This is a genomic window from Alistipes timonensis JC136 (assembly GCF_900107675.1).
GTDB classification, from domain to species: Bacteria; Bacteroidota; Bacteroidia; order Bacteroidales; family Rikenellaceae; genus Alistipes; species Alistipes timonensis.
The window spans coordinates 21,543-36,998 of sequence record NZ_FNRI01000008.1; the positions used below are offsets into that span (position 1 = coordinate 21,543).

General features: G+C 61.5%; 15 protein-coding genes. 3 read left to right on the forward strand and 12 right to left on the reverse strand.

Going from position 1 to position 15,456, the window contains the following annotated elements; translation table 11 throughout:
- Nucleotides 1–2 precede the first annotated feature (2 nt).
- The 3 genes from BLU78_RS10985 to BLU78_RS10995 all read left to right on the forward strand — a co-directional run bounded on the left by BLU78_RS10985 (nucleotide 3) and on the right by BLU78_RS10995 (nucleotide 3,443).
- Entirely contained in the window at nucleotides 3–689 is a 687-nt protein-coding gene (locus tag BLU78_RS10985) for a hypothetical protein (protein ID WP_010264700.1), read from the forward strand.
- Between the two features lie 250 nt (nucleotides 690–939).
- The gene (locus BLU78_RS10990; protein ID WP_390620282.1) at nucleotides 940–2,976 is read left to right on the forward strand and encodes a S9 family peptidase; all 2,037 of its coding nucleotides are present in this window, start codon (nucleotides 940–942) and stop codon (nucleotides 2,974–2,976) included.
- Nucleotides 2,973–3,443, forward strand: coding sequence for a methylated-DNA--[protein]-cysteine S-methyltransferase (locus BLU78_RS10995; protein ID WP_010264706.1), 471 nt, complete (start codon nucleotides 2,973–2,975; stop codon nucleotides 3,441–3,443). Before BLU78_RS10990 ends, BLU78_RS10995 begins: the two co-directional genes overlap by 4 nt.
- Here BLU78_RS10995 and BLU78_RS11000 read toward each other — a convergent pair whose 3' ends face one another.
- From BLU78_RS11000 to BLU78_RS11055, 12 genes are all read right to left on the reverse strand, one after another.
- On the reverse strand, nucleotides 3,444–4,991 hold the full coding sequence (locus BLU78_RS11000) for a glycosyltransferase family protein (RefSeq protein ID WP_010264709.1): 1,548 nt from the start codon (nucleotides 4,989–4,991) through the stop codon (nucleotides 3,444–3,446).
- 146 nt (nucleotides 4,992–5,137) lie between these two features.
- The gene (locus tag BLU78_RS11005) at nucleotides 5,138–6,565 is read right to left on the reverse strand and encodes an NADH-quinone oxidoreductase subunit N (RefSeq protein ID WP_010264712.1); all 1,428 of its coding nucleotides are present in this window, start codon (nucleotides 6,563–6,565) and stop codon (nucleotides 5,138–5,140) included.
- A gap of 6 nt (nucleotides 6,566–6,571) precedes the next feature.
- Complete coding sequence (locus BLU78_RS11010; RefSeq protein WP_010264714.1) at nucleotides 6,572–8,056, reverse strand: complex I subunit 4 family protein; 1,485 nt, start codon at nucleotides 8,054–8,056, stop codon at nucleotides 6,572–6,574.
- Nucleotides 8,057–8,069: 13 nt separating this feature from the next.
- Complete coding sequence (gene nuoL / locus BLU78_RS11015) at nucleotides 8,070–9,962, reverse strand: NADH-quinone oxidoreductase subunit L (protein WP_010264715.1); 1,893 nt, start codon at nucleotides 9,960–9,962, stop codon at nucleotides 8,070–8,072.
- Nucleotides 9,963–9,975: 13 nt separating this feature from the next.
- Nucleotides 9,976–10,284, reverse strand: a complete 309-nt coding sequence (nuoK, locus tag BLU78_RS11020) for an NADH-quinone oxidoreductase subunit NuoK (RefSeq protein WP_010264718.1) — start codon at nucleotides 10,282–10,284, stop codon at nucleotides 9,976–9,978.
- Between the two features lie 12 nt (nucleotides 10,285–10,296).
- A complete protein-coding gene (locus tag BLU78_RS11025) occupies nucleotides 10,297–10,806 on the reverse strand; it encodes an NADH-quinone oxidoreductase subunit J family protein (protein ID WP_010264721.1) in 510 nt (169 codons plus the stop codon).
- 3 nt (nucleotides 10,807–10,809) lie between these two features.
- Entirely contained in the window at nucleotides 10,810–11,250 is a 441-nt protein-coding gene (locus tag BLU78_RS11030; RefSeq protein ID WP_010264723.1) for a 4Fe-4S binding protein, read from the reverse strand.
- A gap of 2 nt (nucleotides 11,251–11,252) precedes the next feature.
- Nucleotides 11,253–12,329, reverse strand: coding sequence for an NADH-quinone oxidoreductase subunit NuoH (gene nuoH, locus BLU78_RS11035; RefSeq protein WP_026020789.1), 1,077 nt, complete (start codon nucleotides 12,327–12,329; stop codon nucleotides 11,253–11,255).
- Between the two features lie 12 nt (nucleotides 12,330–12,341).
- Entirely contained in the window at nucleotides 12,342–13,889 is a 1,548-nt protein-coding gene (locus BLU78_RS11040) for an NADH-quinone oxidoreductase subunit D-related protein (RefSeq protein ID WP_026020790.1), read from the reverse strand.
- A gap of 64 nt (nucleotides 13,890–13,953) precedes the next feature.
- On the reverse strand, nucleotides 13,954–14,610 hold the full coding sequence (locus BLU78_RS11045) for an NADH-quinone oxidoreductase subunit B (RefSeq protein ID WP_026020791.1): 657 nt from the start codon (nucleotides 14,608–14,610) through the stop codon (nucleotides 13,954–13,956).
- Complete coding sequence (locus tag BLU78_RS11050) at nucleotides 14,601–14,951, reverse strand: NADH-quinone oxidoreductase subunit A (RefSeq protein WP_010264732.1); 351 nt, start codon at nucleotides 14,949–14,951, stop codon at nucleotides 14,601–14,603. Before BLU78_RS11050 ends, BLU78_RS11045 begins: the two co-directional genes overlap by 10 nt.
- 98 nt (nucleotides 14,952–15,049) lie before the next feature.
- A complete protein-coding gene (locus BLU78_RS11055) occupies nucleotides 15,050–15,409 on the reverse strand; it encodes a hypothetical protein (RefSeq protein WP_229096456.1) in 360 nt (119 codons plus the stop codon).
- Nucleotides 15,410–15,456: the final 47 nt, after the last annotated feature.

A 15,456-nucleotide genomic window follows, 5' to 3' on the forward strand; every position in this document is an offset into this window, starting at 1 on the left:
CTATGGAAACAACCCCGCTGAGAGCCAAGATACTCGACACGATCATCCGCAAGTCGACCCTCAAACAGAAGGTTTTCGACAACTCGTTCGCGGCGTTCAACACCCTGAAGGAGACTCTGCTGGAGATGGCCTCGGAGATGGACGACGAACTGGACGGCAAACTCGACCGCCGCGTGCGGCTCGAATACCGCGACCGCGGCAAGTTCGAAGCCCAGCTGCAGGTGGCCAACGACATCCTGATCTTCCAGATGCACACCGACGTCTTCGAATTCGAAGACGGACACCCCATCTGGCAGAATCCCTACGTCGCGGCCGACCGCGAGAACTCCTACTGCGGGCTGGTCAACATCTACAACTTCCTTTCCGACTCGTTCAAATTCAACCGCAACGCCGACGAGGGGTACCTGATCGGCCGCATCTTCATCAACCGCGAACGACGCTATTTCGTCGAAGGCAAGCAGCAGACCTCGATGCGGGCCGCTGATTTCGGCTGCGGGGAACTCGACCGCGACGCGTTGATTCCGATTCTCGAGTCGGCGATCGATTTCGCGCTGAACTTCGACCTGCTGATGCCTCCCTACGAGGAGAACAAGCGCGTGACGGTCGACCAGTTCAATACCAAGATGGACAATTCGAAATTCGTGACCGGCAAACGCCTGGGCTACGATTTCGACATAGAGGATATTTAAGCAACCGGGACTGAAACAAAATCCGGTCTCGCACCGAATTTGCGTATCCGCCGGTCGCAGTCGCCGCCACAGACGGCGTTTACAAATCTGACCCACCCCTAAATCCCCTCCTCGGAGGGGACTTACGCTGCAACGCAAAAAAGACAGAACAACCGTGATAAACAAATTAATTATTCTTTCCGGACTGCTGTTGGCAACCGGGACAGCATACGCCCAGAACGAATACGCCGAAATCGCCCGCCTGCGCGGCATGAACGAAACAGTGCGCGGCATCCGCCCGATGGCCGACGGCGAACACTACACCACGCTCGAAAACAACGACATCCTGCGTTACAGCTATGCCACGGACGCTCCCGGCGAAAGCCTGCTCCCGTCGCCCGCGCCCAATCTGGTCATCAGCGACTACGCCTTTTCGCCCGACGAGCGGACGATCCTCGTCGCCTCGGGCCGCAAGCCCATCTACCGCCACTCCTACACCACCGCCTACTCGCTCATCCGCGACAACCGCGTGCAGCCCGTGCTGCGGCAGGCCGAAGCGCCGCGCGACGCCTCGTTCTCGCCCGACGGACGGCAGATCGCCTACTCCGACGGCAACGACCTCTACGTCTACGACATCGCCGCGCAGACCACGCGCCGCATCACCGACGACGGTGCGTGGAACCAGGTCATCAACGGCACGACCGACTGGGTCTACGAGGAGGAGTTCGGCATCACGCAGGCCTATGCCTTTTCGCCCGACAGCCGCCGCATCGCCTACCTGCGCTTCGACGAGAGCGAGGTTCCGCTGATGGAGATGATGCGCTTCGACGGCAAGCTCTACAACCACGCCTATTCGTTCAAATACCCCAAGGCCGGGGAGCGCAATTCAGTGGTCCAGCTCTGGGTGGCGGACCTCCAGACCGGAGCCAAAGAGCGCATCGACACGGGCCCGGAGACCGACCAGTACATCCCCCGCATCGGATGGACGCCCGACGGACGGCCCTGGTTCTACCGCCTCAACCGGCGTCAGAACACCTTCGAAATGATCGTCTGCGAACCCCACGGGGCCCAGCGCACGGTCTACGAGGAGCGCGCCCGGCAATATGTCGAACGGGTCGACGACAAGACCGTCACGTTCGTCGACAAGGACCGCTTCCTCGTGCGGCAGGAGAGTCACACGGGCTTCATGCACCTCTATCTGTACAGCCTGCGCCGCGGCATTCTCGAACAGGTGACCAAAGGCGACTGGGAGGTGACCGAAGTCGTGGGATGCGACGGCAAGCGCGTCTGGTACCTCTCGACCGAGACCTCGCCGCTGCGCCGCAACCTTTACAGCATACGTCTCGACGGCAAGGACAAGCGCCGCCTCACCGCAGGCGAGGGCTACTACACCGTCGCCCCCGCCCCCGGGATGAGATACTTCATCACCGCCTTCTCCAACGCCTCGACGCCCAACCTCACGGAGGTCTGCGACGCCGAAGGCCGGGTCGTCCGCACGCTGGCCGACAGCCGCAAGCTGCGTGACGAACTGGCGGCCTCGAAGCGTCCCGCCAAGGAGTTCTTCACGTTCACGACCGAGCGCGGCGACACGCTCAACGCCTACATCGTCAAACCGCGCGGCTTCGACCCCTCGCAGCGCTACCCCGTGCTGCTGACGCAGTATTCGGGTCCCGGGTCTCAGTCGGTCCGCGACCGCTGGTCGCTCGACTGGGAGGATGCGCTGGCCGACAAGGGGTACATCGTGGTCTGCGCCGACGGCCGCGGCACGGGATTCCGGGGCGAGAAATTTAAGAAACTCACTTACGGACGGCTCGGAGCGCTGGAGGTCGAAGACCAGATTTCGACGGCCCGCCACATGGCCGCACAGCCTTACGTAGACCCCGCGCGCATCGGCATCTACGGCTGGTCCTACGGCGGGTTCATGGCCCTGAGCTGCGCCATGAAGGGACACGGGCTGTTCCGGATGGCGATCGCCGTGGCGCCCGTCACCTCGTGGCGCTATTACGACACGATCTACACCGAGATCTACAACAACCTCCCGCAGTACAACGCCGCGGGTTACGACGACAATTCGCCGATCAATTTCGCGCGGATGCTCGACGACAAGCGGACGCGCCTGCTGATTATCCACGGCACGGCCGACGACAACGTCCATTTCCAGAACACCGTGGAGATGACCCGGGCGCTGAACCGCGCCGGCAAGCAGTACGACATGATGGTGTATCCCGATCAGAATCACTCGATGTTGCCCGACGCAACGGCACACATAAGACAGAAAATGATTGATTACACCCTGAAGAATTTATGACGTATTCCATGCAACTCGAAACGCCGATCGGCCCGCTGACGGTCACGGCGACGAAGAAGGCCGTGACGGCCATTCGTTTCGGCACACAGGTCCCGGAGGGCTCCGCACGCTGCACCGCGGCGGAAGCCACGCCCCTGCTGCGCAAAGCCGCCGAAGAGATCGGGGACTATTTCGCAGGTTCGCGGCGCAGGTTCACGCTGCCCCTCGCCCCCGAAGGGACGCCTTTCCAGCAGAAGGTCTGGGAGGCGCTGCGAAACATCCCCTACGGCGAAACCCGCACTTACAAACAGATCGCCATCCAGATCGGCCACAACCAGTCGTTCCGGGCCGTCGGCATGGCCAACAACCGCAATCCGATCGTGATTGTCGTCCCCTGCCATCGCGTTATCGGCTACGACGGCAAACTCACGGGATATGCCGGCGGACTCGACATCAAAGAGCAGCTGCTCGAATTGGAAAGACGGTAGTCAGACGGCATCCGGAGCGGCAACGCCTGCCGGTTCCACCTCGTAAACACCCATGTAACGGCCCCCGAAGCGGGTCCAGTCGTTGAAATTGAACCAGCGCACCAGCCAGTCGGGATAGGGGCGCCAGGGAACTTTTTTCAACGGCAGGGACAACTCTGTGTCCAGCCACCAGCAGTGCGAAAGCACCATCAACTGCCGGTCAGGAGCCTGCAACGCGGGAACCGCCGCCTCGAGTTCCGCCTGCGTGTCGAAATAGAGCGGCCGCAGGTTCCCGGGCATGTAGAACCGGGTCTCCACAATGCGGCCGGGTTCCAGAATATCCTCGATGAATCCGTAGCCTACCCCCGTGGGAACCAGCCCGAGGGCCACGACCTCCTTTTTGCCGCGGCAGTACTCCTGCATCATTTTGTAGAAATAGATTTCCGGACGGGGCTGCACCAGGCAGTAGCCCATGATACCCGCATTGACCGCGACGAGCGCACCCAGCACGTAACGCCAGGCCCGGGCCTCGAACCACCTGCGAGGCAGCTCGCGGAACATCAGCACGATGAACCACGGGGCGAAGAAAAGCGCCGGAAAGAAGAACCGCAGCTCCTTGTGCCCCATGAAGAAATGCACCAGCAGGAACGGCACGAGCATCCACGTCACGACGCTCCGGGGACGGCGCCAAAAGAACCATACCGCAGCGACCAGCGCCAACGGTCCGTAAACATATCCGCCCTCGGTGAACGGCTCGGTGAAATAGTACCACCACGGCGAGGTCCCGAACTTGAGCATATTCTCGTTGAGGATGTTCTCGCACAGGTAGTTCACCGGCGTAAGGGTCCACTCCCCGTAGAGCCAGCGGTCGGCCAGCAACCCGAGCGCCAGCATGGCCAGTACGCCCGGAACCATCCCGGCATAGAGTTTCCAGCGGCGGAGAAACACCAACAGCCAGATGCCGTAGCCCAACAGCGCGAATCCCATCTGAAACCGCACTGCGAAAGTCAGCCCCGCGGTCATTCCCAACAACACGCCCCAGCCGAACTCCCGCCGGCCCGCAGCCTTGTGGCAGCGCATCGTGAGCGCCGCCAGCAGCAGAAGCAGATTGCCCGAGATCATCTCGGCGTTGAAATGGACGTGAAGATAGGCCAGAAACCAGAGGAAGAATCCCAGCAGCAGGAACCAGCAGCGGGTCTTCTCGTCCTCCAGTTCGTCACGCACCGTGCGGTAGAAGAACAACAGCACCGCGACCGAAAGGGCGCCGCTCAGCAATTGGAGCACGAACACCACGGCGAAGGGCGAGTAGAGCCCCGCGGCCAGCAATCCCTTTCCGACGGCCCACGCCACGAACGGCTGGATGCCGGGGCGCATCTGCAGCAGGTACTCCCACGGCAGGTGTTCCGGTGTCGGGGTCCCGAAGAGCTTCATGTGGGCGTATTCGAGAATCTGGAAATGCTCGTCGGGATGGTAGGTTCCCAGACTGAAAGCGGCGTATAACAGCGTAACCAGACACCCGGCCCAGATCAGCCGGGGGGGGGTAATTTTGAGGCGTTCGAAAGAGATCATCAATACTATTCAGCGTTGTTACGGTTGCAAAAATACATCAAATCCCGCGGATTCCGCACTCCCGGGCGAAATATGCCCCGCCGGGGGGGGGCTGCCGAAAGCACGGGGCGCGGAAAACCGCGCTCCGCATGCCGTCCGGTCCGGAATCAGAGCCCGAACGAAAAAAGGTTGATCCCGTCGTAAACCGCGCTCACGACGCCCAGCAACAGCACCCCGGCCATGCAGATCGCAAGGCTGATGCGCGTGCAGCGGTCGGCGCGGAACGCGGCGACCGGCGTATCGTTGGGGGTGATATACATTGCTTTGACGATCAGCAGGTAGTAATAGAGCGAGATCACCGTATTGACCAGCGCGATGAACACCAGCCCGTGGAAACCGCCCTCGAAAGCCGCCGCGAAGACGAAGAATTTCGAGAAGAAGCCCGCGAAAGGCGGAATTCCGGCCAGCGAGAAAAGCGCCAGGGTCATCCCCAGCGCCAGCCGGGGATTGGTCTTGCCGAAACCGTTGTAGTCCTCCAATCCCACCTTGCCGCCGGTGTGCTGCTCGACGACCGACAGCACCCCGAAGACCGCGAGGTTCGCGGCCATGTAGACCAGCACGTAGAAGACCAGCGAGGTCATGCCGAGAGCGCTGCCGCCGATGACGGCCAGCATGATATACCCGGCCTGCGAGATGGACGAGAAGGCCATGAAACGTTTGAGGTCCCGCTGCCGGATGGCGAAGAGATTGGCGACGGTAATGCTCAGCACCGTGACGATCCAGAGCAACGTCTGCCACTCCCGGACCATCGGGGCGAAGACCTTCACGAGCACCGTCAGCAGGACGAACGCCGCGGCGCCCTTCGACACCACCGAGAGGTAGGAGGTCACCGCCGTGGGCGCTCCCTGATAGGAGTCGGCGGTCCAGAGGTGGAACGGCACGAGCGAAATCTTGAACCCGAGGCCCGAGAAGAAGAAGACCAGCGCCATCACCTGCAGCGGCGAACCGTCGAGGAGGGCCGCCATGTCGCCGAAATAGAGCGTTCCGGTGGTTCCGTAGAGGAACGAGATGCCGTAGAGCATCAGGCCGCTCGAAAACAGCGCGCAGAGGATGTATTTGGCCCCGGCCTCGGCCGAGTAACGTTTGTACTTGTCGAAGGCCACCAGGCAGGCCGTCGGCACCGAGGCCAGTTCCAACCCGATGAAGAAGAGCAGGAAATTGCCGGCGCCGATCATAAAATACATGCCCAGCAGCGTCGAGAGGATCAGGATGTAGAACTCACCCTGCTTGTGGCGCGTATCTTCGCGCCGCAGCCACGTGTCCGCCTGCAGGCAGACGACGAGCGCCCCCACGGCGAGGACGCCTTTGACGATGCCGTGCATCGGATGGTACTGAAACATCCCGCCGAAAAGCTCGCCCTCACCGCCCGGGAGGAGGCTGGCCGCAACCTGCACGACGAGCAGGCCGCAGACCACGGCCGAGAACCGCCGGCGGCCGCGCTCCCCGGCCACGAGGTCGTAGAGGAATACGAGGACGAGGATTGCCGTGAGGGTCACTTCGGCCCGCATCAGCGTAAATATCGAGGTGTAATCCATAGTCGCTTAACTCAAAATATGTGCAATGATTTCCGAAACGCTGCCGCGGATCATGTCGCTCACCCACAGCGGCGCGAGTCCCATGCCGGCGATGGCCGCGACGAGGCAGATGACCGAAAGCCGCTCGTCCCACGTGGCGTCCGAAAGCTTCAGGTGTTCGGGATTGTCACACGTGCCGTAGAGAATCTTCCCGACGACGCGCAGGATGTAGACCGCCGTGATGACGATCGACGTGCAGGCGATGACCGTGACCACACGGTGGAACGTGTCGGGGTGCATGAACGCGCCGTTGAAGATGGTCATCTCGGCCACGAATCCGCTCAGGCCCGGAAGCCCGAGGTTGGCGAGGCCCGCAATCACATAGCCCACCGCGAGGAAGGGCATCACTTTCATCAGCCCGCCCAGCTGGCGGATGTCGCGCGTGTGGGTGCGGCCGTAGATCATGCCGATCAGGGCGAAAAAGAGGGCCGTCATCAGGCCGTGGCTCAGCATTTGGAGCACGGCGCCCGTGCCGGCCGCGGTGTTCATCATCAGCACGGCGAAGAGCACCAGTCCGCAGTGCGACACCGAGGAGTAGGCATTGATGTATTTCAGGTCGGTCTGCACGCAGGCCGCGAAAGCGCCGTAGACCACGGAAACCGTCGTCAGGACGATGAATATCCAACTCAACTCCTGCGCGGCGTCGGGCAGGAGGTACATGGCTATCCGGAAACAGCCGTATCCGCCCAGCTTCATCAGCACCCCGGCGTGGAGCATCGACACGGCCGTCGGAGCCGAGGCGTGGCCGTCGGGGCTCCACGTGTGGAAGGGGAACAGGGCCCCCAGCACGCCGAAGCCCACGAACACCAGCGGAAACCAGATGCGCTGCAACGACAGCGGAATGTTGTGCAGGGCGGCGATCTCCTGAATGTTCATCGTCGTGGCGCCCGCGCCGAAATAGATGCCCAGAATGCCGATCAGCAGCAGCGCCGAACCGCCCATGAGCATCAGCGTCAGCTTCATGGCCGCATATTCCTTGCGGCCGCTGCCCCAGACGCCGATCAGCAGGTACATCGGGATCAGCGCCACTTCGTAGAACATGAACATCGTGAAGAGGTCCACCGAGACGAAGAACCCGAAGACGCCCACGCTCAGCAGACAGAACCAGAGGAAATAGGCTTTGATGTCGGTCGTCATCTGCCACGAGGCGAACGTGCCCGTGAAGACGATGACGGCCGACAGCAGGAGCATCGCCACCGAAATGCCGTCGACACCCACGGCGTAGTGAATGTTGAGCGGCGCGTACCAGACATGGCTCGCGGTGAAGAGCATCGGCGCCGTTTCGCCCGCGCCGCGCAGCCCGAGGTACTGCACCACGAGCACGACGGCCAGCGCCACGAGCAGCGAGGAGCCCGCGACCATCACGGCGTGGATCTGCCGGGTCGATTTCGAGAGCCATAAACCCAGCATCATCACGAGCGGGACGGCCGGGAACAGGGATAGTATATTCATAACGACTTTCCGATTAGCAGATTAAAAGGATCAGGATCGTGAGGCCCAGCGCACCGCCGAGGAACCAGATGCAGTAACGCTGCACGCTGCCGCTCTGCATGTCGCGGATAAGGTAAGCGGCGCCGTTGGCGCCCCGGGCGAGGAGGTCCATGAACCCGTCGACCACATGGCGGTCGAACCACGCAAGGGGCGTCGAGATGCAGGCGAAAATCACGCGGTGGGTGATGAACTGATAGACCTCGTCGATGTAGAAGCGGTGGTAAGCAGCGCGGTGCAGGCCGCTGAACCTCGCGGCGAGTTTGTCGGCAACGGGCTGCCGGTCGCGGGCGTACATCCACGTCGCCAGCGCGATGGCCGCGGCAGCCACGCAAAGGCTGACGGCGGCGACACCCGTGTCGATATGGATGGCATAGGCCGCGCCGTCGGCGGAGACGAACTTCCCGAAGGGGATGAACCCGGCCACGCAGGTCACCGCGGCCAGAAACACGAGCGGCAGGGTCATCGTCAGCGGAGCCTCGTGCGGCGTGTGCGCGGCATGGAGTTCACGGTTCTCCGCGCCCCAGAAAATGCCGTAGTAGAGGCGGAACATGTAGAACGCCGTGAGTCCTGCGATAGCGGTCATCACCCACCCCATTACGGGCGAAAAGGCGAAGCAGGCGGTCAGTATCTCGTCCTTGGAGAAGAATCCGCTCAGGGGCCAGATGCCCGCGATGGCGAGGCACGCCACGAGGAACGTCGCATGGGTCAGCGGCATGTAACGCCGCAGGCCGCCCATCGCCGACATCTCGTTGGAGTGCACCGCATGGATGATACACCCCGCGCCGAGAAACAGCAGGGCTTTGAACATCGCATGCGTAAAGAGGTGGAACATCGAGGCCATGTAGCCCAGCCCGCCGGCATGCGGATCGGCCGAGGTGCAGACGCCCAGCGCCACGATCATAAAGCCGATCTGCGAAATGGTGCTGAACGCCAGCACACGTTTGATATCGCTCTGGACGCAGGCCACGACGGCGGCGTACAGCGCCGTGAAAGCCCCGACATAGGCCGTCCAATGCAATACTTCAGGAGCGTAGCCGATGAAGAGCGGAAACATCCGCGCCACGAGGTAGACGCCCGCCACGACCATCGTGGCGGCATGGATCAGCGCCGACACGGGCGTGGGGCCCTCCATGGCGTCGGGCAGCCAGATGTGCAGCGGGAACATGGCGCTCTTGCCCGCACCGCCGACGAACATCAGCCCCAGGGCCAGCGGGATCATCGCCCCAGCGGCCGCGAGCGTCTGTGCCGCAGGCGTGAAGGAGAAGGTCCCGGCGTAATAGCCGTAGACGAGGATGCCGATGAGGAAACCCAGGTCGGCGAAGCGCGTCACGATGAAAGCCTTCTTCGACGCGGCCACGGCCTCCCGCTTCGTGTAGTAGAAGCCGATCAGCAGGTAGGAGCTCACGCCCACCAGCTCCCAGAAGAGGTACATCTGGAAAATGTTGGTGGCGACCACCAGCCCCATCATGCTCATCGTGAAGAGCGAGAGGAACGCATAGTAACGCTGGAAACCCCGCTCTCCCTTCATGTAGCCCAGCGAGTAGATGTGAACCATCAGCGAGACCGTGGAGATCACCACGAGCATCATCACCGAAATCGGGTCGAGCAGGATGCCCAGGTCGATGTGCAGTTCCCCGCCGATGGGCAGCCACACGGTGTTCCAGGGAATCAGCGTCGGAAACGCGCCCGCGGCGTCACGTCCGGCCGAGAAGTATTCGAAAGCCGTGTAATAGCTCAGCAGCGCCACCGCGGCCAGCACGGCCGTGCCGAAAAGGCCCGCCGCGACGGGACGCATCTTCATCCCCGCGAGCCCCAGCACGAGGAAGCTCACGAAAGGCAGTAAAAGTATCAGGATCGTATATTCCATAACGGGTCGTTTGTTACCACTTCATCTCCCGCAGGCTCTTGGCGTCGATGTTGCGGATGTTGCGGTAGATGTTGATGATGATGGCGATGGCCACGGCGGTCTCCGCCGCGCTGATGCCGATGGCGAAGAGCGTGAAGAAAAACCCCTCGAGCTGCCCGGGAAAGAGGAAGCGGTTGAAGACCACGAAGTTGATGTCCACCGAGTTGAGGATCAGCTCCACGGAGATCAGCATCGCCAGCAGGTTGCGCCGCGTGACGAACCCGTAGATGCCCACGAACATCAGGATCGTGGAGACGACGAGGTAATATTCCATTTTTATCATAACCGTACCTTTTTAACGTTTGCGTGCGATGAGGATGCCCCCGACGATGCAGGCCAGCAGCAGGATGCTGATGACCTCGAAGGGCAGGATGTAACCGTATTTTTCCGGACTCATCAGCGCATGGCCGATGGTCTGCACGTGCAGTTCACCGTGCTCGAAGTGCGAGGGATTGAAGTCGTGCCGGAGCATCACCCAGAGGCAGATGCCGAGGCTCGCGAGCGTAGCGGCCAGTCCCGCGAAGAGCTTGTAGCCTTTGAGGTCCTCGGCCTTGTCGCCCTGGCTCGAGGTGAGCAGGATCGAGAAGACGTAAAGCACCGTGATACCGCCGGCATAGATCAACAGCTGCACGGCCCCGAGGAACGAGTAGTTGAGCTGGAAATAGATGCCCGCCGTGCCGAACAGCACGAACAGCAGGTAGGTCGCGGCGCGCAGGATGCGCCTGGTCGTCACGGCGAGTATCGCGCTGACGCCGATAAACAGCGCCAGGACCGTGAATACGATGAGTTCGAGTGTGATTTCCATGGCTTACTGTCGGTTGAGTTGTTTGACGAGTTTTTCGCGCGTGTAGACCGCGTGCTCGAAATCGGTCGAGAAGCGGATGGCGCCGGTCGGGCAGGCGTTGACGCAGAGGTGGCAAAACATGCACGATCCCAAGTCGTACTCGTAGAGCGCCAGCCGTTTTTTGGTCTTGCCCGTTTCGGGATCGGCGACCGTCTCGGTCGTGAGGCGGATGGTGCCGTTGGGGCAGGCCGACTGACACAAGCCGCAGGCGATGCACTTGTTGCGGCCTTCGGCGTCGTGGGGCATGGTCAGCTCGCCGCAGAAACGGTCGTACATCTTCAACGTCGCCCGGTTCTCGGGATATTGCTCCGTGACCTTCGGGGTGAAGAACTCTTTCATCGTGACCTTCATGCCGGTCATCAGGGTTCCCACCCCGTGAAAAAGACCTTTGATATAGTTGCTCATGGCTAAAAATGCAGTTTAAAGACGACGACAATGACCATCAGCAGCAGGTTGGCCAGCCCGATGGGCACCAGGTATTTCCATTCGAGGGTTAGAATCTGGTCGATCCGCAGGCGCGGGAAGGTCCATTTGATCCACATCAGCAGCCACACCACGAAGAAGGCTTTGCCGAAGAACCAGACGAAGCCCGGGATGCAGTCCATCACCGCATTGAAGCCCTCCCAGCCCGCGACGTGCAGCGGCATCCACCCCCCGAGGAAGATGGTGGCGGCGACGCCCGCGACGATGAACAGGTTGACGAACTCGGCGACATAGAACAGGCCGAAGTGCATGCCCGAATACTCGGTGTGATAACCCGCCGTCAATTCCGACTCGGCTTCCGGAAGGTCGAACGGCCCGCGGTTGACCTCGGCGTTGCCGGCGATGAGATAGATCACGAAGGCGACCAGCGCCGGGATGTGCCCTTTGAAAAGAAACCACCCGTCGGCCTGCCGGGCCACGATCTCGGAGAACTGCATGGTGTCGGTCAGCACGATGATCGTAAGGATCGAGAGGCCGATCGAAAGTTCATAGGAGATCATCTGGGCGCCGCTTCGCATGGCCCCGATGAGCGAATACTTGTTGTTGGAGCTCCACCCGGCCAGCAGGATGCCGACCACGCCGATCGACGAGGCGGCCATCAGGAAGAAGACGCCCACGTTGAAGTCCAGCACCTCCAGCCCCTTGCTCACGGGCAGGCAGGCGAAAGCCAGCACCGAGGCCAGGATGACGATGTAGGGCGCAAGGTTGTAGAGGAACTTGTCCGAGCGGCGGATGGTGATGATCTCCTTGGTGAGCATCTTCAGCACGTCGGCAGGGACCTGCAACAGCCCCCAGAAGCCCACGCGCACCGGACCCAGGCGACATTGGAAAGCCGCGCAGACCTTGCGCTCCATGAAGATCATCACGACGGCGATCACCGCATACATCAGCAGCAGGCAGACGCCGACCATGACGCACTCGATGAATACGGCCAGTCCGAGGGGCATCACCGACGTCAGCATCCCGTGGACCCAGCTTGTTATTATTGAAAAGTCGAACATAGTGTCTCTTTTTTATCTGTCAATATCGGGAACCACGTAATCCAGCGTACCGCCGATGGCGATCAGGTCGGCGATCTTCGTCCCCCGGGCGATGGTCTCCAGGCATGAAACGAGCGGCAGGCCCGTCGAACGGAACTTCATGCGGTAGGGGAACTTGTCGCCCCGGCTCTCGATAAAGACCCCGAACTCGCCGCGGCTCCCCTCGACGGCGGCGTAGTAGCTGCCCTCGGGAATGCGGATCACGGGCTTCATCTTCAACTGGTATTCGCCTTCGGGAATGTTGTCGATCAACTGTTCGATGATGTTCATGCTCTGCTCGATCTCGCGCATGCGGACCATGTAGCGGGCGAAGCAGTCGCCCTCGGAGAAGAGCACCTCCTCGAAGTCCACCTTGTCGTAAACGGCGTAGGGATGGCGCTTGCGCACGTCGCAGGCCCATCCCGAAGCGCGGCCCGTGCCGCCCGTGGCGCCGAACGAGACGGCATCCGCGCGCGTCAGCACGCCGGTGCCTTTCAGACGCTCCTGCGCGATGACGTTGCCCGTAAATACCTCGTGGTATTCGCGCAGTCTGGGACGCATGTAGGCGATGAATTCCCTGGTCTTGCGCACGAAATCGGGATGAATGTCTGCCTGCACGCCGCCGATGGTGTTGTAGGTCTGGATCAGGCGGCCGCCGGTGGTCTGCTCGAGGATGTCGAGCACCTTCTCGCGGTCGCGGAAGCCGTAGAAGAAAGCCGTCAGGGCCCCCATGTCCATGCAGAGGCAGGCGAAGAACAGCAGGTGCGAGTCGATGCGCTGCAACTCGTCCATGATCGTCCGGATGTACTGCACGCGTTCGGAGACCTCGACGCCCAGTCCCTTCTCGATGCACATGCACAGCGCATGGCGGTTCTGCGCCGCCCCGAGGTAATCGAGGCGGTCCGTCAGGGCCAACGTCTGGGGATAGGTCAGCTCCTCGCACATCTTCTCGATGCCGCGGTGGATATAGCCGCAGTGCACGTCGAGTTTTTTGATGATCTCGCCTTCGAGCGACACGCGGAACCGCAGCACGCCGTGCGTCGCCGGGTGCTGGGGACCGACGTTGATGACATACTCGTCCTCCTCGAAGAGCACGTTGCGCTTGCGGATATAGCTGCCGTCAGGTTGCAGCTCGTAGGTCGGCGAACTGTCCTTCGACACCTCGTTACTCATGCGCAGGGGATTCTGCTCCGGATCGTACTCCTTGCGCAGGGGATATCCCACCCAGTCGTCGCGCAGGAACAGACGCCGCATGTCGGGGTGGTTCAGGAACCGGATGCCGAAATAATCGAACACTTCGCGTTCGTTCAGCTCGGCGGCCTTCCACAAGTCGCACACCGAGGGCAGCACCGGATGCCCGCGCTCCTCCGTCAGCGTCCTCAGCACGACATTCTCGCCCGTCGCGGTCGCTTCGAGGTGGTAGACCACGCCGAAACCTGCCTCGCCCCAGTCCATACCCGTGAGGCTGCGCAGGAAATCGAACCCGTCGGCCCGCAGGCGTCCGGCCAGGTCGTGAAAGCCGTCCGCCGGAACGGTGAACATCCCGTCGCCGCCTTCGGTCCATACGGCGCGGGGCTCCCAGGCCGTAATCTTGTCTATGAGATTGCTATTCATGCTTTTCTTCTCCTTCCACATTCAGATCGTTCCCTTCTGCCGTCAGGTCGCGCCGGAGCAGCTCTTCATACTCCTCCCGACCCATCTGGCGGTTCACGCCGCCGAAGAACTTCTGCACCTTCACCTTGCGCTGGAGCTGCATCAGTCCGTAGAGCATCGCCTCGGGGCGCGGCGGGCACCCGGGGATGTAGACATCGACGGGCAGGATCTTGTCCACGCCGTCAACCACATGGTACGACCGTTTGAACGGCCCTCCGCTGATGGCGCAGCCGCCCACGGCGATCACGTATTTGGGATCGGCCATCTGGTCGTAGAGACGCTTGAGCACCGGGGCCATCTTGTGCGTGATGGTTCCGGCGACCATGATGAAATCGGCCTGCCGCGGGGAGGCGCGGGCCACTTCGAACCCGAACCGGGCGAAATCGTAACGCGCGGCGCCGACGGCCATGAACTCGATGCCGCAGCAGCTCGTGGCGAACGTCAGGGGCCATAGGCTGTTGCTGCGGCCCCACTCGATCAGCTCGTCCAGACACCCCACCAGGACGTTGGCGCCGCCCTCGCGCAGTTCGGCGGCCATCCGTTCGATGTATTCGTTGTCGTTGAAGTCCTCGTACTTCATCGACCTGATTTTCGGTCTCTTTATTTCCATTCCAAAGCTCCTTTCCGCCATGCGTAGGCAAGGCCCAGAATCAGTACCAACAAGAAAAAGAGGATGCTCACCAGTCCGTAGACACCCAACTCCTGCACGACCACGGCCCACGAGAAGAGGAACACCGTCTCGACGTCGAACATCAGGAAGAGGATGGCGAAAAGGTAGTAACCCACCTTGAACTGCATCCACGAGCGGCCGCGCGTCGGGATGCCGCATTCGTAGGCTTCCCCCTTCTGGGGATTGTACGAGCGCGGCGAGATGGCGCGGGCGATACCCAGCGCGACTGCGACCAATGCAATGGCCGTAAGGATGACGACCACCAACAGCGTAAAATACATAAGCGATTGTTTTACGAATTATATCCGGCGTCCCAAAACGCCGCAGATCCGGGAAGACGGCTCCCGGAAGAAACAGACAAAAAGAGGAAAGAGAGGGGCTAAATCAGGATGCGCTCCAACGAGTAGACGTAATACGCCACGGGATCGGCATGCAGGGCACGGGAATAGGTGCGCATTGCGGTACGGACCCCGAATGCGGCATCGACGGCGGTGCGCACGGCGGCGCGCTGCCGGACGACGGCTTTGTGGTCCGTCTGCACGACGGGCGCCTCGATCGAGGCGCTGCACGAACAGAGCGCGACGGAGAAATAGTTGCGGACAGCCGCCGGGGGACACGCCGTCACCGTCTCGTCGAGCGAAGGCTGTACACCGCCTGCATCCTGAAACGAGGTGTCTCCAAGATTTCCCGCCAAAGCGAAGAGCAGCAGGATCAAAACATATCGAAGTCTCTCCAGCATTCCGTCCGAATCGCAGTTTATGCGGTGCGAAGATACGGTCTTTTATG

Excerpts from the sequence above, each read along its gene's own strand:
- BLU78_RS10985 (WP_010264700.1), top strand. The coding sequence starts at position 3 with ATGGAAACAACCCCGCTGAGAGCCAAGATACTCGACACGATCATCCGC.
- BLU78_RS10990 (WP_390620282.1), top strand. The coding sequence starts at position 940 with ATGAACGAAACAGTGCGCGGCATCCGCCCGATGGCCGACGGCGAACAC.
- BLU78_RS10995 (WP_010264706.1), top strand. The coding sequence starts at position 2,973 with ATGACGTATTCCATGCAACTCGAAACGCCGATCGGCCCGCTGACGGTC.
- BLU78_RS11000 (WP_010264709.1), bottom strand. The coding sequence starts at position 4,991 with ATGATCTCTTTCGAACGCCTCAAAATTACCCCCCCCCGGCTGATCTGG.
- BLU78_RS11005 (WP_010264712.1), bottom strand. The coding sequence starts at position 6,565 with ATGGATTACACCTCGATATTTACGCTGATGCGGGCCGAAGTGACCCTC.
- BLU78_RS11010 (WP_010264714.1), bottom strand. The coding sequence starts at position 8,056 with ATGAATATACTATCCCTGTTCCCGGCCGTCCCGCTCGTGATGATGCTG.
- nuoL (WP_010264715.1), bottom strand. The coding sequence starts at position 9,962 with ATGGAATATACGATCCTGATACTTTTACTGCCTTTCGTGAGCTTCCTC.
- nuoK (WP_010264718.1), bottom strand. The coding sequence starts at position 10,284 with ATGATAAAAATGGAATATTACCTCGTCGTCTCCACGATCCTGATGTTC.
- BLU78_RS11025 (WP_010264721.1), bottom strand. The coding sequence starts at position 10,806 with ATGGAAATCACACTCGAACTCATCGTATTCACGGTCCTGGCGCTGTTT.
- BLU78_RS11030 (WP_010264723.1), bottom strand. The coding sequence starts at position 11,250 with ATGAGCAACTATATCAAAGGTCTTTTTCACGGGGTGGGAACCCTGATG.
- nuoH (WP_026020789.1), bottom strand. The coding sequence starts at position 12,329 with ATGTTCGACTTTTCAATAATAACAAGCTGGGTCCACGGGATGCTGACG.
- BLU78_RS11040 (WP_026020790.1), bottom strand. The coding sequence starts at position 13,889 with ATGTTCACCGTTCCGGCGGACGGCTTTCACGACCTGGCCGGACGCCTG.
- BLU78_RS11045 (WP_026020791.1), bottom strand. The coding sequence starts at position 14,610 with ATGGAAATAAAGAGACCGAAAATCAGGTCGATGAAGTACGAGGACTTC.
- BLU78_RS11050 (WP_010264732.1), bottom strand. The coding sequence starts at position 14,951 with ATGTATTTTACGCTGTTGGTGGTCGTCATCCTTACGGCCATTGCATTG.
- BLU78_RS11055 (WP_229096456.1), bottom strand. The coding sequence starts at position 15,409 with ATGCTGGAGAGACTTCGATATGTTTTGATCCTGCTGCTCTTCGCTTTG.